The organism is Mesorhizobium sp. M1365, from assembly GCF_040317865.1.
In the GTDB taxonomy this organism is placed as follows: Bacteria; Pseudomonadota; Alphaproteobacteria; order Rhizobiales; family Rhizobiaceae; genus Mesorhizobium.
In genome coordinates this window covers 28,966-48,427 of the sequence record NZ_JAMYLG010000024.1, presented here as the reverse complement: position 1 = coordinate 48,427, position 19,462 = coordinate 28,966, and the positions used below count along the sequence as shown (strand labels likewise).

At 63.9% G+C, this 19,462-nt stretch carries 16 protein-coding genes; 10 read left to right on the top strand and 6 right to left on the bottom strand.

The window, feature by feature from the left end; translation table 11 throughout:
• Positions 1-40: 40 nt before the first annotated feature.
• The 8 genes from NKH04_RS22525 to NKH04_RS22490 all read left to right on the top strand — a co-directional run bounded on the left by NKH04_RS22525 (position 41) and on the right by NKH04_RS22490 (position 12,720).
• Positions 41-5,521: an alpha-2-macroglobulin family protein gene (locus NKH04_RS22525; protein WP_353044994.1), complete on the top strand. Its 5,481-nt coding sequence runs from the start codon at positions 41-43 to the stop codon at positions 5,519-5,521.
• Between the two features lie 10 nt (positions 5,522-5,531).
• Positions 5,532-5,711 carry a hypothetical protein gene (locus tag NKH04_RS22520; RefSeq protein ID WP_352542439.1) on the top strand — a complete coding sequence of 60 codons (180 nt, stop codon included), beginning with the start codon at positions 5,532-5,534 and terminating at the stop codon, positions 5,709-5,711.
• Positions 5,712-5,722: 11 nt separating this feature from the next.
• A complete protein-coding gene (gene pbpC, locus NKH04_RS22515) occupies positions 5,723-7,813 on the top strand; it encodes a penicillin-binding protein 1C (protein ID WP_352542440.1) in 2,091 nt (696 codons plus the stop codon).
• 27 nt (positions 7,814-7,840) lie between these two features.
• Entirely contained in the window at positions 7,841-8,554 is a 714-nt protein-coding gene (locus NKH04_RS22510; RefSeq protein ID WP_353044993.1) for a M15 family metallopeptidase, read from the top strand.
• A 218-nt stretch (positions 8,555-8,772) separates the two neighbouring features.
• Complete coding sequence (locus NKH04_RS22505; RefSeq protein ID WP_353044992.1) at positions 8,773-9,801, top strand: sulfate ABC transporter substrate-binding protein; 1,029 nt, start codon at positions 8,773-8,775, stop codon at positions 9,799-9,801.
• An 18-nt stretch (positions 9,802-9,819) separates the two neighbouring features.
• Positions 9,820-10,671 carry a sulfate ABC transporter permease subunit CysT gene (gene cysT, locus NKH04_RS22500; protein WP_352771332.1) on the top strand — a complete coding sequence of 284 codons (852 nt, stop codon included), beginning with the start codon at positions 9,820-9,822 and terminating at the stop codon, positions 10,669-10,671.
• Complete coding sequence (gene cysW, locus NKH04_RS22495) at positions 10,664-11,548, top strand: sulfate ABC transporter permease subunit CysW (protein ID WP_352473513.1); 885 nt, start codon at positions 10,664-10,666, stop codon at positions 11,546-11,548. The genes cysT and cysW overlap by 8 nt, the downstream gene beginning before the upstream one ends.
• Before the next feature lie 131 nt (positions 11,549-11,679).
• Positions 11,680-12,720: a sulfate/molybdate ABC transporter ATP-binding protein gene (locus tag NKH04_RS22490; RefSeq protein ID WP_352465240.1), complete on the top strand. Its 1,041-nt coding sequence runs from the start codon at positions 11,680-11,682 to the stop codon at positions 12,718-12,720.
• Positions 12,721-12,734: 14 nt separating this feature from the next.
• On the opposite strand, the gene NKH04_RS22485 is transcribed toward NKH04_RS22490, so the two are convergent.
• Together NKH04_RS22485 and NKH04_RS22480 are read right to left on the bottom strand one after the other, a co-directional pair.
• Entirely contained in the window at positions 12,735-13,133 is a 399-nt protein-coding gene (locus tag NKH04_RS22485) for a type II toxin-antitoxin system VapC family toxin (RefSeq protein WP_502913445.1), read from the bottom strand.
• On the bottom strand, positions 13,133-13,405 hold the full coding sequence (locus tag NKH04_RS22480) for an antitoxin (protein WP_352997196.1): 273 nt from the start codon (positions 13,403-13,405) through the stop codon (positions 13,133-13,135). Before NKH04_RS22480 ends, NKH04_RS22485 begins: the two co-directional genes overlap by 1 nt.
• A gap of 284 nt (positions 13,406-13,689) precedes the next feature.
• Between NKH04_RS22480 and NKH04_RS22475 the strand changes: the two genes are divergently transcribed.
• Positions 13,690-14,676 carry a sulfate ABC transporter substrate-binding protein gene (locus NKH04_RS22475; protein WP_353044990.1) on the top strand — a complete coding sequence of 329 codons (987 nt, stop codon included), beginning with the start codon at positions 13,690-13,692 and terminating at the stop codon, positions 14,674-14,676.
• Between the two features lie 247 nt (positions 14,677-14,923).
• On the top strand, positions 14,924-15,373 hold the full coding sequence (locus tag NKH04_RS22470) for an RrF2 family transcriptional regulator (RefSeq protein WP_006202816.1): 450 nt from the start codon (positions 14,924-14,926) through the stop codon (positions 15,371-15,373).
• On the opposite strand, the gene NKH04_RS22465 is transcribed toward NKH04_RS22470, so the two are convergent.
• The 4 genes from NKH04_RS22465 to NKH04_RS22450 form a co-directional block, all read right to left on the bottom strand.
• Positions 15,370-15,849 (bottom strand): gluconokinase, encoded by a 480-nt coding sequence (locus tag NKH04_RS22465; protein WP_353045000.1) that lies wholly within the window; start codon positions 15,847-15,849, stop codon positions 15,370-15,372. The genes NKH04_RS22470 and NKH04_RS22465 overlap by 4 nt on opposite strands.
• A gap of 71 nt (positions 15,850-15,920) precedes the next feature.
• Positions 15,921-16,907: an ABC transporter permease gene (locus NKH04_RS22460; RefSeq protein WP_352465244.1), complete on the bottom strand. Its 987-nt coding sequence runs from the start codon at positions 16,905-16,907 to the stop codon at positions 15,921-15,923.
• Entirely contained in the window at positions 16,904-17,884 is a 981-nt protein-coding gene (locus NKH04_RS22455) for an ABC transporter permease (RefSeq protein ID WP_352465245.1), read from the bottom strand. Before NKH04_RS22455 ends, NKH04_RS22460 begins: the two co-directional genes overlap by 4 nt.
• The gene (locus NKH04_RS22450) at positions 17,881-19,422 is read right to left on the bottom strand and encodes a sugar ABC transporter ATP-binding protein (protein ID WP_353044989.1); all 1,542 of its coding nucleotides are present in this window, start codon (positions 19,420-19,422) and stop codon (positions 17,881-17,883) included. Before NKH04_RS22450 ends, NKH04_RS22455 begins: the two co-directional genes overlap by 4 nt.
• Positions 19,423-19,462: the final 40 nt, after the last annotated feature.

The window sequence follows — 19,462 nt, the reverse complement described above, 5'->3', positions numbered from 1 at the left end:
TTGAAGATTTCTGGACGTAAGCACTTGTCTGGAGGGGTTTATGGCAATGCGCGCGGCTCGTGGTCTATCGATTCTTTTCCTTCTCTTTTTTGCCTGGAGCGGTGTCGCGCAAGCGGCCGAAGCCCGGCGGGTGGTGACATCGGACAATTCCGACTATTTCGGTTTCGATCTCAGATCCGACCAGAATGTCAGCCTCGACCAGTGCAAGACCACCTGCCTCGGCGACCCGGCCTGCCGCGCCTTCACCTACAACCTCAAGGCCAAATGGTGCTTCCTTAAATCCGATTACAATTCGTTGAAACCCTTCGGCGGCGCCGTCGCCGGCAAGATCGTCAACATCGATGGCGATCCCGACATCGGCGCGCCACCCGAACTCGCCTTCTTCCCCAACTGGATGGCCGACCAGGCCCAGCAATACCGCAACAAGCTCACTGGCCCGACCTACACCAAGCCGACAGAGGGGCTGACGGCGCTGAGGGCCGCCGCCGAACAGTCGGCGCTGACGGGCGACCATCGCTCGGCCATGCACAAATACGAAGCGGCGGTTTCGGTGTTGCCTTATGATGGCCAGCTCTGGCTCGAGCTGGCGCGCGAAACGCTTGCCGTCCATCCGACCGCCAACAGCTCGGAGCCGTCGACCCTACCGGCGAACGCCACTTCCGCCGCCTTCAACGCCTACAAATTGCTGCGCACCACCAAGACGCGCGCCGACGTGCTGGCGCTGCTCGGGGACGGCCTTGATCGCCGCGATCTCTACAGGCCGGCCCTGCAGGCCTACGAGGCGAGCCTCGCTCTCGTCAATTCGCCGGCAGTCAGGGCCGCCTATCAGGATCTCAAGGCCCGCAAGGGCTTCCGCGTCATCGATCATACCGTCGATGCCGACACCAGCGCGCCACGCATCTGCGCGCAGTTCTCCGAGGAACTGGTCAAGACCGGCGTCGACTACTCGCAGTTCGTTACTGTCGACAACGCCGCTCCCAAGGGCGTCGAAGCCAAGGACAAGCAGATCTGCGTCGAAGGACTCGAGCACGGCCAACATTATGACGTGACCTTCCGCGCCGGCTTGCCGGCCGCCATTGGCGAGGTCACCGCGGCACCGGTGGTTCTGTCGATCTACGTGCAGGACCGCGCGCCTTCGGCCCGCTTCACCGGCGATAGCTTCGTGCTGCCCGCCGGCGCACGCCGCGGTATACCGGTCGTCACCGTCAACATGAATGCCGCCCAAATGAAGCTCTTCCGCATCGGCGACCGCTCGCTGGCCCAGCTTCTGTCGGGATATCAGTTCCTGCGCCAGCTTGACGGCTACGACATTTCGAACATCTCCGAACAGATGGGCGAGCCGGTCTGGCAAGGCCAGCTCGACATCGCCAACGACCTCAACAAGGAAGTCACCACCTCCTTCCCAATCGACGAGGCTTTGCCGAAGCGCAAGCCCGGCGTCTATGTGCTGACCGCACAAGCCGTCAACGATCGCAGCGACGACTATGATTCGCACGCCACGCAATGGTTCGTCGTCTCCGATATCGGCCTGTCGACCTATACCGGACAGGATGGGCTGAACGTCTTTGCCCGTTCGCTCGCAACCGCCAAGCCGATCGCCGGCGCCGAGCTGACGCTGCTGGCCAGGAACAATGAAATCCTCGGCACCGCGACCACCGACGCGGAAGGGCGGGCGGTGTTCAATCCCGGCCTGACGCGCGGCGACAGCGGCATGGCCCCGGCCGTGCTGATGGCCAAACAGGGCGACGACGATTTCGTCTTCCTCGATATGGGCCGCGCCGGCTTCGACCTGTCCGACCGTGGCGTCGCCGGACGGCCGGCACCTGGCGCGCTCGACGTCTATGCCTGGACCGAGCGCGGCATCTACCGCGCCGGCGAAGATGTCCATGTCGCGGCCCTTGCCCGCGACAGTGCCGCCAAGGCGGTCGAGAACCTGCCGCTGACCTTCATCTTCTCGCGGCCCGACGGCGTCGAGGACCGCCGCATCGTCAGCGACGGCGCATCGGCCGGCGGTCACGCTGTCGACCTGCCGCTGGAACCCAACGCCATGCGCGGCACCTGGACGGTGGCGATCCATACCGATCCCAAGCAGGCGGCGGTCGCCAGCCAGATGTTCCTGGTCGAGGACTTCGTGCCGGACCGCATCGAGTTCGACCTGTCCTCCGACAAGCAGGAGATCGCCCAGGGCGAGACCGCCAACATTACCGTCGACGGCCGCTTTCTCTACGGCGCGCCGGCCGCGGGCCTCGCGCTCGAAGGCGAATTGACGCTGTCGACCGCCCGCGATTGGGACCGCTTCAAAGGCTATTCTTTCGGTCTGGCCGACGAACAGTCGGCTGAACCGACGGTGACGCCCTTCACCGGCCTGCCGGTGGTCGGCGAGGACGGCAAGGCGACTTTCCCGGTCTCCGTCGATCAATTGCCATCCACCACCAAGCTGGTCGATGCAAAGGTCACTGTCAGGATGCGTGAAACCGGCGGCCGTGCCGTCGAGCGCTCGCTGAATATCGGCATCCGCCCGCAGGGCCACATGATCGGCATCCGCCCGGATTTCGACGACGACGAGGTGCCGCAAGGCGGCACGGCCAAGTTCAGCCTGATCGCTGTCGACCCAGACGGCAAGCGTGAGGCGCTGAAGGGCGCGCAGTGGTCGCTGGTCAAGGTCGAGCGCAGCTACCAGTGGTACCGCTCGAGCAACTCCTGGAACTATGAGCCGGTCACCTTCACCAAGGCGGTGGCCAACGGCCAGGTCGACCTGAGCGCCGATGGCGAGGCGACGGTGTCGCTGCCGGTCGACTGGGGCCGCTACCGGCTCGAGATCGAGACAGCGGATCCGGAAGGCCCGGCCACCAGCTACGAGTTCGACGCCGGCTGGTATGTCAGTTCCACCACCACCGAAACGCCCGACGGCCTAGAGATCGCCCTCGACAAGGATACCTATGCGGCGGGTGAAGTGGCCAAGCTCAAAGTGTCGCCGCACTTTGCCGGCGAGCTGCTCGTCACCATCGGCGCCGACAAGCTCCTGAAGACCGTCACCGCCAGCGTGCCGGCCGGCGGCAGCACCGTCGACATCCCGGTCGGCGACGACTGGGGTGCCGGCGCCTACGTCACGGCAACGCTGTTCAGGCCGGGCGATGCGCAAGAGACGCGTATGCCGGCGCGCGCCATCGGCGTCAAATGGCTGAAGCTCGATCCCGGCTCGCGGAAGCTTGCCGTCAGCTTGGCGCCGCCGGACAAGACCATGCCGCGCCAGCAGCTGTCGATCCCGGTGGCCGTAGCCGGCGTGCAGCCCGGCACCAACGCCTATGTCATGGTCGCGGCCGTCGACGTCGGCATCCTCAACCTGACCAACTACAAGGTACCGGATCCGGAGAACTGGTTCTTTGGCCAGCGCATGCTCGGTCTCGAGGTTCGCGACATCTATGGCCGGCTGATCGACGGCTCGCTGGGCACAACCGGTAAGCTGCGCACCGGCGGCGACGGCGCCAACATGCAATCGCAAGGCAGTCCGCCGACCGAAAAGCTGGTCGCCTTCTTCTCCGGCCCGGTCCAGCTCGACTCCGACGGCAAGGCGCGGATCGACTTCGACATACCGCAGTTCAACGGCACCGTGCGCGTCATGGCCGTCGCCTGGACAAAGGAAGCAGTCGGCCATGCCCAGTCCGACGTCATCGTTCGCGATCCGGTGGTGATCACCGCCGGCCTGCCGCGATTCCTGGCGCCCGGCGATTCCGCCGTCATGCGGCTCGATGTCGCCGACACCGACGGCCCTGCTGGCGACTACAAGCTGACCATCGACACGACGGGCGACCTGTCTACCGGCAGTGCCGCCTTGCCTGAAAAGCTGACGCTGGCCAAAGGCAAGCGGCAGACGCTGACCGTGCCGTTGATTGCGCGGACCGCGGGCAACGCCTCGATCACCATCAAGCTTGCGCATGCCGACGGCACCGCTGTCGAGCAGACGCTCTATGTGCCGGTGCGCCCAGCGCAACTGCCGGTGACCACCCGCATGGTCGTCGACCTCAAGGGCAATGGCGGCGCGCTGCGCGTCAACAAGGAACTGCTGGCGGCAAGCCTGCTCGATGGCGCTTCGATCAGCGTCGGCGTTTCGCAGGCGGCTGCCTTCGATGTACCGTCGCTGCTGATGACGCTCGACCGCTATCCCTATGGTTGCGCCGAACAGACCACCAGCCGCGCCATGCCGCTTCTCTACGTCAACGAGATGGCTTCCGGCATCGGCATGGCCAGCGACCCCGATCTGCATGGCCGCGTCCAGGACGCTATCTACAAGGTGCTGAGCTACCAGGCATCGGCCGGCAGCTTCGGCCTGTGGGGTCCGGGTTCCGGCGATCTGTGGCTCGACGCCTATGTCACCGATTTCCTGACCCGGGCGCGCGAGCAGAAATACGACGTGCCGGCTTTGGCGATGAACCAGGCGCTGAGCAATCTGCAGAACGCGATCGGCTACGATCAGGACGTCCAGGATCGCGGCAGCGAGATCGCCTATGCGCTCTATGTGCTTGCCCGCAACAAGAAGGCCTCGGTCGGCGATCTGCGTTATTATGCCGACACCCAGCTCGAAGCCTTTACCAGCCCGATGGCCGTCGCCCAGTTGGCGGCGTCTCTCGCGCTCTACGGTGACACCCAGCGCTCGGAGGCAACCTTCCAGGCCGCGCTGCAACTGGCCAAGTCGACGCCCGAATATGACTATTACCGGTCCGACTATGGCTCGCCGCTTCGCGACGGCGCGGCGATCCTGGCGCTTGCCGCGGAAAGCAAGCCGGTGCCGACCATCGTGCCGGCGCTGATCCAGCTGGTGACCAGGGAACGCGCCGACGCCAGATGGACCAGCACACAGGACGAGTCCTGGATGCTGCTGGCCGCCCGCGCGCTGAAGGCCGGCAATGATTCGATCGCGCTGACCGTCAATGGCGCACCGCATGCCGGCGGCTATTCGGACCAGATCGCCGGTGGCGACCTGGCCGACAGTCCGCTGACCATCGTCAACACCGGCAGAAATCCGCTGCAGGCGGTCGTCACCACCGTGGCCTCGCCGATCCAGCCTCTGCCGGCCGGCGGCAACGGCTTTACCATCAGCCGTACCTACTACAAGCTAGACGGCACAGAGGCCAACGTGACGGAGGTCAAGCAGAACGAACGCTATGTCGTCGTGCTCAAGGTTTACGAGCAGAACACCTGGCCTTCGCGACTGCTGATCACCGACCTGTTGCCGGCCGGCTTCGAGATCGACAATCCGGGCCTGGTCTCCAGCGCCCAATTGACGAACTTCTCCTGGCTGGCGCAGACCGATGCCGCTCATCTCGAATTCCGCGACGACCGTTTCGTCGCGGCTTTCAATCCCAACGACGGCGACGGCGACCGCAACATCACGCTCGCCTACGTCGTGCGCGCGGTGACGCCGGGCACCTACGCCCACCCGGCGGCAACGATCGAGGACATGTACCGGCCGCAATATTCGGCCCGCACCGCCACCGGCATGATGGAGGTCAAGGCGCCGTAAGGATAGGAATATGGCGATGGCGCTGCCCCTCATTGCCCTGCCGGGCATTTCTCCCCGTATAGAGACGGGGAGAAAGAGCCATGCGCCGAAGTTTTCGCCGAACTTTAACGTCGCAGAAAAGGCGCCAAGGGTCGCGACAGCCCCCTTCTCCCCGTCACTAAACGGGGAGAAGGTGCCGGCAGGCGGATGAGGGGCGGCGCCATGCTCTCCAGAAAATTCCTGCGCCGAGCGGCCATCACGGGCATTTCCTTGGCCGGTCTCGCGGCAATCACCGCCTTCGGCCTCTGGCAGCTCGACCGCGCATTTCCGCCGCCGCTGCCGGCTGCTTTGACGGTCTCGACCGAGGTGCAGGACCGAGACGGCCAGCTGCTGCGCGCCTTCGCTACGCCGGATGGCTACTGGCGGCTCGCCACCAGCCTGGACCAGGTCGACAAGCAGTTCGTCGACATGCTGGTCACCTATGAGGACAAGCGTTTCTGGGATCATCAAGGCGTCGACGTGCTGGCACTGGCGCGTGCCGCCGGCCAGTTCGCGACCAGCGGCCATATCGTCTCCGGTGGTTCGACGCTGCCGATGCAACTCGCCCGGCTGATCGAACCGCGCGACAGCCGCAGCCTCGGCTCGAAGATCAAGCAGATGCTGCGCGCCCTCCAGATCGAACGGCGGCTTTCCAAGCGCGAGATCCTCGAACGCTATCTGACGCTGGCGCCCTATGGCGGCAATCTCGAAGGTGTGCGCGCCGCTTCGCTTGCCTATTTCGGCAAGGAGCCGAAACGGCTGACGGTCTCGGAGGCGGCCCTGCTCGTCGCTTTGCCGCAATTGCCGGAAAAGCGGCGCCCTGACCGCAACCTCGACGTCGCCCATGCTGCCCGCGACCGCGTGCTGACCCGCATGGTCTCGGCAGGCCTGCTCGGCGAACGTGAGGCCGCGCGTGCCGCGCTCGACGATGTGTCGGGGCTGCGGCGGACCTTGCCGGCGCTCGCTGCCCATGCGGCCTATACGATGCTGTCCAAGGCCATTCCCGGCCAGAAGCTGCAACTGACGATCCGCAAGAGTGTCCAGGAAGGGCTGGAGCAGGTGGCCAAGGATGCGGCCGCCAGGCTCGGCCCTCGCCTCTCGGTGGCCATGGTACTGGCCGATGCCCGTACCGGCGATATTCTTGGTGAGGTCGGCTCTGCCGATTTCTTCGATGCCAGCCGTTCGGGCTGGATCGACATGACCAAGGTCGTTCGCTCGCCTGGCTCGACGCTGAAGCCGTTCATCTACGGCCTCGCCTTCGAACAAGGCCTGGTGGCGCAGGAGATGCTGATCGAGGACAGCCCAGCCGATTTCTCCGGGTATCGGCCGAAGAACTTCGACATGGGCTATCAGGGCGATGTCAGCATCAGGCAGGCGCTGCAATTGTCGCTCAACGTGCCGGCGATCCGCGTGCTCGACGCGGTCGGCCCGGCCCGGCTGATGGCACGCTTTCGCCAGGCCGATGTGACCCCTATCCTGCCCGTCAACGAAGCGCCCGGCCTGGCGATCGGCCTCGGCGGCGTCGGGGTGACCCTGCGCGACCTGGTCCAACTCTATGCCGGCCTTGCCAATGGCGGCAAGGCACACACGCTGCATGACGGCACCGAGCCGGCGAATGCCGAACGCTCGACCACCACCATCCTCGACGGGCAGGCGGCCTGGCAGATCACCGACATCCTGTCAGGCGTCAAGCCTCCCCAGGGTGCCGCCCAACGCGGCATCGCCTACAAGACCGGCACCTCCTACGGCTATCGCGACGCCTGGTCGGTCGGCTTCGACGGCCGCTACGTGCTCGGCGTCTGGGTCGGCCGCCCCGACGCCGGTGCGGTGCCCGGCCTGTCCGGCTATGTCTCGGCTGCGCCCATCCTGTTCGAAGGCTTTGTCCGTTCCGGCCTGGCCGCCGTACCACTGCCGAGCCAGCCGTCCGGCGTCCGGCGTCCGAAACGCGAGGAACTGCCGGTGACGCTGACGCGCTTCGGCGCCGGCACCGATGGGCTGGTGCAGGCGACGCCGACCGAACCTGCGCCAACCATCATCTTTCCGCCCGACGGCGCTCGCGTCGATCTCGGCACTTCCTCGGCCGACGCCTCGCCGCTGGTGCTCAAGCTGCAAGGCGGCCGCGCACCATTCCGCTGGCTGGCCAACGGCAAGCCGCTGGTCGGCATCGACCGGCGGCGCACCGCGACCTGGCAGCCGGACGGCGCCGGCTATTCGACCCTGACCGTGATCGACGCGGCGGGACGCGCGGCCAGTGTGAAGGTTTTCGTCGAGTGAAAGTTTCCCTTGAATAATTTCCGGCAGGTGATTCAGGGGATTGGGTTTTACGTCTTGCTTTCGGCCGCCGGTATTTCCTCGGCCTTTGCTGACACCCTCCCCGCCACCTTTGTTCGGCTAGCCGACATCGATCCCAAAATCCGGCAGGATATCCGCTATGCCGGCCTCGAAAATTTCCTGCATCGCAAGGTAAGCGGCTACGATGCGCCGGTGTGCGTCCTCACCAGGCAAGCGGCGCAAGCGCTTTCGGCAGTGCAGAAAGCGATTGCCGCCGAAGGACTGACGCTGGTCGTGTTCGACTGCTATCGCCCTGCGCGGGCTGTCTCCGACATGCGTGACTGGACAAAAAAGAGTGGACCACCGGACCCGCAATGGTACCCAAAGGTCAAGCGCAAGGATCTCATCGCCAAGGGCTATATCGGCGAACTGTCCACCCATTCGCGCGGATCGACGGTCGATGCCGCGATCGCGCGAGCCGACCGCAAGAGCGCTCCGAAACCGGCCTGCGGCGCGACCGACGCCGACACGCTCGATTTCGGCACGGGTTTCGACTGCTTCGATCCAGCGAGCGAAACGGCTCACGGACCGATAGCCAGTGAAGCGGCGGCTAACCGCAAAAGACTTGTCGAGGCGATGCGTGCCCGCGGCTTCAAGAATTACGCCCGCGAATGGTGGCACTTCACGCTGGAGAACGAGCCGTTTCCAAAAGAGCGCTTCAACTTTCCCGTTACCGCCGAATAGCCGGCCGCAACCTTCGGGCGCGACGCAGCCATTGCCGAAGAGCTAGCCGTCTCTAGATAATCGCGTCGGGAGCGCAATCATGGTCCATGCGGGGAAAATAGTTTCTCGCATCGCCGAAACTAGGCGAAAAATTGCTTCAATAGGCCAAAAAAGGCAACATTGAATGCATCTAAATTCTATCAATTCGGTAGATTGGCGCGAGTTCAACGGAGGCGGAAATGACCAAACCTCATTTCAGGAAACTGCTCGGCGCACTGGTCGCCACATCTGTCCAGTTCGGCACGCTCGGTTTCGCGTTTGCCGACACCACCATTCTCAACGTGTCCTATGATCCGACGCGTGAGCTCTACAAGCAATTCGATGAGGCCTTTGTCGCCCACTGGAAGGCCGAGACAGGCGAGACCGTCACCGTCCAGCAGTCGCATGGCGGATCCGGCGCCCAGGCGCGCGCCGTGATCGACGGGCTCGACGCCGACGTGGTGACGCTGGCGCTCGAAGGCGACATCAACGCCATTGTCTCGAAAACGAAGAAGATCAATCCCGACTGGCGAACGAAATTCGAAAACAATTCGGCGCCCTACACCTCGACGATCATCTTCCTCGTCCGCAAGGGAAACCCCAAGGGCATTCATGATTGGGGCGATCTGGTCAAGGACGATGTCCAGGTGATCACGCCCAATCCGAAAACCTCCGGCGGCGCGCGCTGGAACTATCTTGCCGCCTGGGCCTATGCCAGCGCCAAGGATGGCGGCGACGAGGCCAAGACCAAGGAATTCGTCGGCAATCTCTATGCGCATGTCCCGGTTCTCGACACCGGTGCGCGCGGCGCCACCGTGACCTTCGCGCAAAAGGGGCTGGGCGACGTGCTGCTCGCCTGGGAAAACGAGGCCTATCTGGCGCTCGACGAGTTCGGCGCCGACAATTTCGATATCGTCTACCCGCCGACCTCGATCCTGGCCGAGCCGCCGGTCGCCGTGGTCGACGCCAATGTCGACACCAAAGGCACGCGCAAAGTTGCCGAAGCCTATCTGAGCTACCTCTATTCCAAGGAAGGCCAGACGCTCATCGCCAAAAACCATTATCGCCCTTCGAAGCCCGAACTGGTGCCGGCGGAGGACTTGGCCAAGCTGCCTGAGATCAAGCTGGTCACCATCGACGACCCGCTTTTTGGCGGCTGGAAGAAAGCACAGCCTTATCATTTCGGCGATGGTGGTATATTCGACCAGATCTACAAGCCGGCCCAGTAGCATTTAGATCAGGACGACATGACCACAGCACCCGCCAAGGCGGGGTGGCGATTCAGGCAGCCGAGCGTCATTCCGGGTTTCGGATTGACGCTCGGCTTCTCGCTTGCCTACCTCACCCTCATCATCCTCATTCCCCTGTCCGGGCTGATCTGGCGCTCGGCGGCGCTCGGCTGGACCGACTTCTGGGCGATCGTCACCGACCGCCGCACCATCAACGCGCTTGAAATCAGCTTCGGCACCGCCTTCATTGCCGCCGCCGTCAACGTCGTCTTCGGCACGATCGTCGCGTGGGTGCTGGTGCGCTACAGCTTTCCAGGCCGCCGCATCGCCGATGCCATGGTCGACCTGCCCTTCGCGCTGCCGACGGCGGTTGCCGGCATCGCTTTGACCACGCTTTACGCACCGAATGGCTGGATCGGAAGCCTGCTGACGCCGCTCGGCATCAAGGTCGCGTATACGCCGCTCGGCATCGTCATCGCGCTGATCTTCATCGGGCTGCCCTTCGTCGTGCGCACTGTGCAGCCGATCATGGAGGAAATCGACAAAGAGGTAGAGGAAGTGGCCGCCACGCTCGGCGCCAATCGCTTCCAGATCATCAGCCGTGTTCTGCTTCCCGGACTGGCACCGGCCATCGTCACCGGTTTCGCGCTGGCCTTCGCGCGCGGCGTCGGCGAGTACGGCTCGGTTATCTTCATCGCCGGCAACCTGCCCTATAAATCCGAGATCGCACCGCTTCTGATCGTCATCCGGCTCGAGGAATATAATTATGCCGCGGCGACCGCGATCGCGGCGATCATGCTGGCGCTGTCCTTCGTGATGCTGCTGGTCATCAACCTGGTGCAGACCTGGAGCCGCAAGCGCTATGGCTGACCCGGAGATCAAATCCTACGCGCCGCACCACGAAAGCCGCTCGGCGGCGGTAACCGAAAGCCGCCCTGCGCAAGCCGTGCTGATGGCGGTAACGTTTGCGTTCCTCGCCATCTTCCTGCTCTTGCCGCTGATCATCGTCTTCAAGGAAGCTTTCGCCAAGGGCATCGAGGCCTACACACAGGCGCTAGGCGAACCGGATACGCGCTCAGCGATCCGCCTGACGCTTCTGGTCGCGGCGATCTCGGTGCCGCTCAACATCGTCTTCGGCATTTCCGCCGCCTGGGCGATCGCCAAGTTCGAGTTCAAGGGCAAGGCGTTCCTGACCACACTCATCGACCTGCCCTTTTCCGTCTCGCCGGTCATTTCGGGGCTTGTCTACGTGCTCTTGTTCGGCGCGCAAGGCCTGCTCGGCGCCTGGCTGAAAGCACATGGCATCGTCATCCTGTTTGCCGTGCCGGGCATCGTGCTGGCCACCGTCTTCGTCACCTTCCCCTTCGTCGCCCGCGAATTGATCCCGCTGATGCAGGAACAGGGCAATGGCGACGAGGAGGCTGCCCTGTCGCTTGGAGCCAATGGCTGGCAGGCGTTCTGGTACGTGACGTTGCCCAACGTCAAATGGGGATTGCTCTACGGCGTGCTGTTGTGCAATGCCCGCGCGATGGGTGAGTTCGGCGCCGTCTCGGTCGTGTCGGGCCACATACGCGGGCTGACCAACACCATGCCGCTGCATGTCGAAATCCTTTATAACGAGTACAATGCCGCCGCCGCCTTTGCCGTCGCTTCGCTGCTTGCCGGCCTGGCGCTCGTCACGCTGGTCTTGAAAACACTTCTCGAGATGCGCTACGGCGCCGAGATCGCCGCGACGCGCGGACACTGACAAATGCATGTCGCCCAAAAGTGTGTAGCGGTTTTTGGACAACGACATGCATAAAACAAAGATTTGATGTCGCCCAAAAGTGGGAACCGGTTTTGGGATAACGGCATGCATCAACTACAAAAGGGATTTGCATGGAAGTTCGCGTTGCCAACGTGCGCAAGGAGTTTGAGCGGTTTCCGGCCCTCCACGACGTTTCGCTCGACATCAAGTCGGGAGAACTGATCGCCCTGCTGGGACCGTCCGGTTCCGGCAAGACGACGCTGCTCAGGCTGATTGCCGGATTGGAGCGGCCGACCCGCGGAAAGATCTTCTTCGGCGAAGAGGATGCCTCCCAAAAGTCGATTCAGGAGCGCAATGTCGGCTTCGTCTTCCAGCACTACGCGCTGTTTCGCCATATGACGGTCGCCGACAATATCGGCTTCGGACTCAAGGTCCGGCACGGGCCGTCACGCCCGTCGGCGAAGGAAATCCGACGCCGCGCCTCGGAACTCCTCAACCTCGTTCAGCTTTCCGGTCTGGAAAAACGCTATCCGGCACAGCTTTCGGGCGGCCAGCGCCAGCGCGTGGCGCTGGCCCGCGCCATGGCGATCGAACCGGCCGTGCTTTTGCTCGACGAGCCGTTCGGCGCGCTCGATGCGCAGGTGCGCCGCGAACTGCGCCGCTGGCTGCGCGACATCCACGACGCCACCGGTCACACCACGGTCTTCGTCACCCATGACCAGGAAGAGGCGCTGGAGCTTGCCGACCGTGTCGTGGTGATGAGCCAGGGCCGCATCGAGCAGGTCGGCACCGCCGACGAGATCTACGACACGCCGAACTCTCCCTTCGTCTACGGCTTCATCGGCGAATCGAGTTCGCTTCCGGTCAAGGTCGAGGACGGCCAGGTCTGGATCGCCGACCGGCCGATCGGGCTTTCCGCGCCGCACGCACCGCAAGGCGAAGCGACGCTGTTCTTTCGCCCGCACGACGTCGATCTGGTGGAAGAATGCAACGGCTGCATCGCCGGCACGGTCGCCGCCAGCCGCCGCGTCGCCGGCACCAGGCGGGTCGAGCTCGAAATCGGCGGCGAACGTCAGCGGGTCGAGATCGAATTGCCCGTCGATCATCCGGCGGCGCAGAAAAGTCGCGTGGCTTTCAGGCCGCGGCGCTGGAAGCTTTTTCCGGCTGCTTGATCCTCTATCAGGCGCTACACCAGCCAGTTCTCGATCTTCAGGCCTTTGATCCGGTTGAACTCCCCGGTGTTGGCGGTCACCAGGGTAGTTCCAAGCGCACGGGCGTGGGTAGCAATAAAAAGGTCATTCTGGCCGATGGTCTGGCCCCTGCCTTCCAGTTCTGCGCGAATCGCGCCGTACTCGGCATCCACCGGCACATCGAGCGGCAAGACGGGAATCTCAGCCAGCAATTCCTCGACCTTCTTGTGCAACTTGGCTGATCTTTTCTTGACGCAGCCATATCGCAGTTCCGACGCGACCACGATGCTGGTACACACGGCGGCGTCTCCCACGCGCAGGACAGCGCTTGCGGCTTTCCCGGCCGGATTTCGGATCATGTCGCTGACAATGTTCGTGTCCAGCATGAACCGCATCAAAAAAATTCCTCGGATTTGACAGGTATATCCTCGACTTCGGGAAAGTCTTCCTCGGCACCGGGCGGCGGCTCTTTCGCCCATTGCGCGAGCAGTGCGGTGAGGCCAGGTTTGCGGACCGGCTCGATGATCAGGCGGTCGCCTTCACGGCTGATCAAGACCTTTTCGCCGGGAAGTTCGAACTCGACGGGAATGCGCACCGCCTGGCTGCGATTGTTACGAAACAGCTTCGCCTCCTTCGGCGGGGTTGTTGAATGGCGGTGTTGAGACATGACAACAGCTCCCTTGTATATACTATTTGTATATGCCAGACAGGGCGGCGATGCAATCGCCTTGCACCGCGTTGGCCGGCCGGGAACCATCGTGCACGCCGACGGCATCGGCGCCGCTGCCAAGCTGTCCTGAGACTCTGCCTGAAAGAAAAAACCAGAAATCGCCCACAGCGGGAATATTTCTTCTATCGACAACGTGGAGCGGCCGCTCTGCGTGCCTCGTCGCGCACGATGCCTTGCCGCTATGGTCCGGCATTAAGCTCATGGCATTGGAGCCTGTTTTCATGAAGCGATTTTTGCTTGGCGTCGCCACGTTGGCCGGCCTCTTCCTCGCATCCTCCCAAGCCTGGTCGGCCGACAAATTGCTCAATGCTTCCTATGATGTCGGGCGCGAACTGTTTGCGCAGGTCAACAAGGCGTTCGTCGCCGGCCACCCCGGCGTCACCATCGATCAGTCGCATGCCGGAACCTCGGCACAAGCACGCGCCATCGCCGAAGGCCTCGGCGCCGACGTGGTCACGTTCAACCAGGTCATCGACATCGACTTCCTGGTCAAGAAGGGCCTCATCTCCGCCGACTGGCAGAAGGACTTTCCGGACAACGCCTCGCCTTTCTATTCGCTGCCCTCCTTCCTGGTGCGCGCCGGCAATCCGAAGCACATCAAGGATTGGAACGATCTCGTGCGCGACGACGTCCAGGTGATCTTCCCTAATCCGAAAACATCGGGCAATGCGCGCTACACCTATCTCGCGGCCACCGCCTACGCCAAGGAAGCCTTCAAGGGCGACGATGCCAAGGTGAAGGAGTTCGTGACAAAGCTGTTCAACAACGTGCCGGTGTTCGACAGCGGCGGGCGCGCCGCGACCACCACTTTCGTGCAGCGCGAAATCGGCGACGTACTCATCACCTTCGAGTCGGAAACGCGCGGCGTCCGCAAGGAGTATGGCGAGGACAAGTTCGAGCAGGTAACGCCTTCGGTCAGCCTGTTGGCGGAATTTCCGGTGGCGATCGTCGACACCGTTGCAGACGAGCATGGCACGCGCGATCTCGCCAAGACCTATCTCGACTTCCTCTATACACCGGAGGGCCAGGACATCGCCGCCCGCAACGGCCTGCGGGCCCGGGACGCGGCGGTCGCTGCCAAATATAAGGCTGAGTTTCCCGATGTCCGCCTGCTGACGGTGGAGGAGGTCTTCGGCGGCTGGGCCAAGGTCCAGGCCGAGCACTTTGCAGCGGGCGGCCTGCTCGACCAGACTTATGGCAGCCGCTGAGGCGAAATTCCAACTTTGACAGAAGCCGGCTTTGCCGGCTTCTTTGCTTTCGCGCTGCGAAAGGTGATTTCTGGCACTTTCCAGGCGCATTCCGTCCAAAACGTTACAAAGAATCAACGCGTTTGTGCCTACCGTGAGAACGGACGGCTTGTTTTCGCGAACGGCTTCGCGTGATCAAACCGTCATGATTTGCACACAAACAGCCGCCAGACGCAGGTGGTTGGGGCTTCATGGGTTGACTCGGGGCATGCTTACCAAAAAAGGCAAATACGGCCTCAAGGCCCTCGTGCATCTGTCGGGCCTGCCGGTCGGCCAGCTCGCATTCGTCAACGACATTGCGGTCGCCAATAACATCCCCAAGAAATTCCTGGATGCCATCCTGGGCGAGTTGCGTAACGCCGGCTTCGTCCAGAGCCGCAAGGGCAAGGAAGGCGGTTACCGCCTTGCCCGGCCGGCTTCCGAGATCAAGATCGGCCATGTCGTGCGTGTCCTCGACGGGCCGCTGGCGCCGATCCCCTGCGCCAGCCGCACGCAATACCAGCGCTGCGAGGATTGCGACGAGGCGACCTGCCAGGTCCGGCACATGATGCTGGAGGTCCGGCAGGCGATCGCCGAGGTGCTGGACAACCGCAGCCTCGCGGCCATGCGCGACGCCGACAATGACGATTTCCCGGTCGAACTGACGTCGCAAATCTAGCGCGCGAGCAGGCTCAAGGCGGTCGCGACGGTGTCGGCGACCGGACGCGTGCCATCCAGGGTCATTGCCGCCTCGTCCGCCGCTGGCGCCTCAAGCGTGGCGAACTGGCTGTCGACCAGGCTTGCCGGCATGAAATGACCCTTGCGATTGCCGACGCGCTGTTTTGCTGTTGCCGGGTCGATCTCCAGGTGAACGAAAACGATATCCGCGCAAAAGCCGCGCAGGCGATCACGATAGCTGCGTTTCAGCGCTGAGCAGGCGGCGACCACACGTTGTCCGCTTGCGACCGACGCGGCCATCCGCTGGCCGATCGCGTCGAGCCAGCCTTCGCGCAACGCGTCGGTGAGCGGCTGGCCGCTCGCCATGCGCGCGACGTTTTCGGGCGGATGCAGCCTGTCGCCTTCGATAAAGACGGCGCCCAATGCCGCTGCAAGCGCTTCGCCGACAACCGACTTGCCGCAGCCGGCAACCCCCATCACCACGATGGCGGGTATCGTTCGAACAGTGCTCGGCGGCTTATATGCCACGTCTTTGCCGGTCATGCAGGTCAGCGGCTTGCCGGCGCGCGGCCATAGAGCAGCAGCATGGCGACGATGACGACGCCGTAGATAATCTGCCGTCCCGCCTCCGGCATCTGCATGACAGAGAGAATGGACTGCAGAAGCGTGATCAGGATTACCCCGGCGACTGTGCCGAGATAGGAGCCGCGCCCACCGAGGATCGACGTGCCGCCGAGCACAACCGCGGCGATCGACGGCAGCAGATAGGCGTCGCCCATCGACTGTGCCGCCTTGGAGGCATAGCCGGCCAACAGCACGCCGCCGAAGGCGGAGAGCCCGCCCGAAACCGCAAAGGCGATCATCACCACGCGCCTTGTATCGATGCCGGAAAGATAGGCTGCGCGCTCGCGATTGCCGATGCCATAGACGGTGCGGCCGAAGCCGGTGCGGGTCAGCACGAACACCATTGCGGCGCCGATCAGCGCCCAGATGAGGACGGCGTTGGGCACGGCAGGAACGGCAAAGCCGGTCGCCAGATAGCGCATCGCACCGGTCGCCGAATCCTGCGGCGAGAAACCGCCCGTGTAGACCACCATCAGCCCCTGCGCGACGGCGTTGGTGGCAAGCGTGATGATCATCGAGGGAATGCGCAGATAGGCGACGCCGATGCCGTTGACGATGCCGATCAGAACACCGCAGAAGATGCCGAACGGAATGGCAAGCGCCACGCCGACCGGGCCGTATGCGGCCGCGGCACAGGCCATCATCGCGCCGGCCGCCACCGACCAGGGCACCGACAGGTCGATCTGGCCGAGCAGGATGACCAGCATCATGCCGGTCGCGATGACGCCGAGAAACGACGCCACCTTGAGCTGCTGCAAAAGGTATTCAGGCGACAGGAAGCTGCGCGAATAGAGGCTGCCGAGGAACAGCAGCAGCACGATACAGGCGAATGCCGTCAGCACCGCCGGGTCGGCGCGGCGGAGGAATTTCGGCATGCGGCCGGCGAGACCACTCACAGTCGTTTCGCTCACAGGAACCACTCCAGCCGGTTGCGGACCCGAAACAGGGCGAAGGCGCCGAGGCTGACCGCGATCAGCAGAATGACGCCCTGGAACAGGGGCTGCCAGAGCGGATCGAAATCGAAGACGAACAGCAGGTCGCCGATGGTGCGGAAGGCAAGCGCGCCGAAGATCGCGCCGATGGCGCTGCCCTTGCCGCCGAACAGCGACACGCCGCCAAGCACGACCGCGGCAATCGAAAACAGCGTATAGGCGTTGCCGCTGGCATAGGCCGCATCACCGGTATAGGTGAAGAACGTCAGGAACAGCCCGCCGATCGCGGCAAGCAGACCGGCAAGCGCATAGGCGGCGAACTTTCCACGCCGGATCGGCACGCCGGACATGTAGGCCGCCATCTCCGAGGAGCCGGCCGCATAGGCGGCGCGGCCGAGCACCGACCGGCTGAACGGCACCCAGACGACAAGCACGACCGCCAGCAGCGCCACCAGGCTCGCCGGCACAATACCAAACAGGCGCCCGGTCAGCGCATCGGCGAGCCCTTCATTGACCGAGCCGCCCGGAAACGGCCGAAGCAGCAGCGCAATGCCGAAATAGACCGCACCGGTGGCGATAGTGGCGACGATCGGCTGCAGGCGTCCATAGATGACGATGGCGCCGTTGATTGCCCCGCACAGCAGCCCGGTGCCGAGCACGGCGATGACGCCGACGGCGGTCTCGATGCCGGTGCCGACGACCAGCCACGACGCCAGGCAGTTGGTCAGGGTGAAGATCATCCCGACCGAAAGATCGATGCCGGCGGTGATCACCACCAGCGTCTGCGCCATGGCGACGAAGGCGAGCAGCACGCCCTTGTTCGAGGCCGTCTGCACGACATTGGCGGTGAAGCCCGCCGGATGGTTCGAGGTGTAGATGACGAACATGACGACGAAGATGCCGAACGCCAGCAGCGTTCCGCGCTGTTCGGCAAGCCAGTAGCGCCAATCCTTCACGCGTCCGCTCCTTGCTTTGGCATCTCTTCGTGAATGTTGAGCGCGCTGGCGATCAGCGCCCGCTCGGTGATTTCGGCGCCGACCAGTTCACGCTTGACCGCGCCGTCATAGAGCACCAGCACCCGGTCGCAGCAGCCGATCAGCTCGTCATAGTCGGTCGAATAGAAGAGGATCGCCGCACCCTGGTCGGCAAGCTTGCGCATCAACTGGTAAAGCTCCTGCTTGGTGCCGACGTCGATGCCGCGCGTCGGATCGTTGAGCAGGATGATGCGCGGCTGCCGCATCAGCCATTTGGCGATGACGACCTTCTGCTGGTTGCCACCGGATAGCGCGCCGACCGGAATGTCGAGGCCGGCGGTCTTGATCGCCAGGAGACCCACCATATCGTCGATCAGCCGCTGCTCGGCGGCGCGATCGATGATGCCGGCCCTGGACAGCCGGTCGAGGGCAGCGAATGAGAGGTTTTCGCGCACCGTCATCGGCAGCATCAGCCCCTCGGTCTTGCGGTCCTCCGGGATCAGCGCCATGCCGATCCGGTCATCGCGCGCCGCGGCCGGGCTGGCGATCGCCACCGGCCTGCCGTCGATCAGGATCTGGCCCGACAGGCCACGCAGCACACCGAAGAAGGCGAGCAGCAATTCGCGCTGGCCTTGGCCGTCGAGGCCGCCAAGCCCGACCACCTCGCCCGCCCCGACCGATAGCGAGACATCGTGCAGCCGATCCGTCCAGGACAGGCTGCGCGCCTCCAGAACCGGCGTGGCTGCGGCAGCCGCCCGCGCGGGCTTGGGCGGAAAGATGTGGCTGTATTCGCGCCCGATCATCAGTTCGACGACCTCGTTGTCGCTTTTTGTACCGGCCTCGTAGCTGGCGACATTGCGGCCATTGCGGAACACCGTGCATTGGTCGGCCAGCTCGGCGATCTCGTTCATGCGGTGCGATATATAGAGCAGCGCCAGCCCTTCCGAACGCAGCCGCTTCAACACGGCGAAAACTCTGGCGACGTCGGCCGCGGTCAGCGCCGAGGTCGCCTCGTCGAGGATCAGGATGCGTGGCTTGCGCGCCAGTGCCTTGGCGATCTCGACCATCTGCCTTCTTGAAAGAGGAAGATCCTTGACCAGCGCCAGCGGATGGATATCGGAAGCGCCGGCGCGAGCGAGGGCTTCTTCGGCGATGCGGCGCTGCGCCTTGCGATCGATCATGCCGAAACGCTTCGGCGGATCGGAAATGACGATGTTGTCGGCAACGCTGAGTTCGGGGACGAGCGACAGTTCCTGGAAGATGCAGACGATGCCGGCCTGGTTGGCAGCGGCCGGCGAAGCGAAGGTAACTTCGTTTCCGTCCAGCATCATGCGGCCCTCGTCGGGCGCGACGACCCCCGCCATGACCTTGATCAGCGTCGATTTGCCGGCGCCGTTCTCGCCGAGAATGGCGTGGATGCTGCCTGGAGTGACCGACAGTTCGGCCTTCTCCAGCGCGCGCACGCCGCCATAGCGCTTGGATATGCCTTCCATGCGGAAGAGCGGAACCGCACCGTCCATCGGCCCTCCCCAGGCGCTTGGCAATCAGGATGTCGAGCGC

Excerpts from the sequence above, each read along its gene's own strand:
- NKH04_RS22450 (WP_353044989.1), bottom strand. The coding sequence starts at position 19,422 with ATGGACGGTGCGGTTCCGCTCTTCCGCATGGAAGGCATATCCAAGCGC.
- NKH04_RS22505 (WP_353044992.1), top strand. The coding sequence starts at position 8,773 with ATGACCAAACCTCATTTCAGGAAACTGCTCGGCGCACTGGTCGCCACA.
- NKH04_RS22520 (WP_352542439.1), top strand. The coding sequence starts at position 5,532 with ATGGCGATGGCGCTGCCCCTCATTGCCCTGCCGGGCATTTCTCCCCGT.
- NKH04_RS22485 (WP_502913445.1), bottom strand. The coding sequence starts at position 13,133 with ATGCGGTTCATGCTGGACACGAACATTGTCAGCGACATGATCCGAAAT.
- cysT (WP_352771332.1), top strand. The coding sequence starts at position 9,820 with ATGACCACAGCACCCGCCAAGGCGGGGTGGCGATTCAGGCAGCCGAGC.
- pbpC (WP_352542440.1), top strand. The coding sequence starts at position 5,723 with ATGCTCTCCAGAAAATTCCTGCGCCGAGCGGCCATCACGGGCATTTCC.
- NKH04_RS22470 (WP_006202816.1), top strand. The coding sequence starts at position 14,924 with ATGCTTACCAAAAAAGGCAAATACGGCCTCAAGGCCCTCGTGCATCTG.
- NKH04_RS22465 (WP_353045000.1), bottom strand. The coding sequence starts at position 15,849 with ATGGGGGTTGCCGGCTGCGGCAAGTCGGTTGTCGGCGAAGCGCTTGCA.
- NKH04_RS22480 (WP_352997196.1), bottom strand. The coding sequence starts at position 13,405 with ATGTCTCAACACCGCCATTCAACAACCCCGCCGAAGGAGGCGAAGCTG.
- NKH04_RS22490 (WP_352465240.1), top strand. The coding sequence starts at position 11,680 with ATGGAAGTTCGCGTTGCCAACGTGCGCAAGGAGTTTGAGCGGTTTCCG.
- NKH04_RS22525 (WP_353044994.1), top strand. The coding sequence starts at position 41 with ATGGCAATGCGCGCGGCTCGTGGTCTATCGATTCTTTTCCTTCTCTTT.
- cysW (WP_352473513.1), top strand. The coding sequence starts at position 10,664 with ATGGCTGACCCGGAGATCAAATCCTACGCGCCGCACCACGAAAGCCGC.
- NKH04_RS22475 (WP_353044990.1), top strand. The coding sequence starts at position 13,690 with ATGAAGCGATTTTTGCTTGGCGTCGCCACGTTGGCCGGCCTCTTCCTC.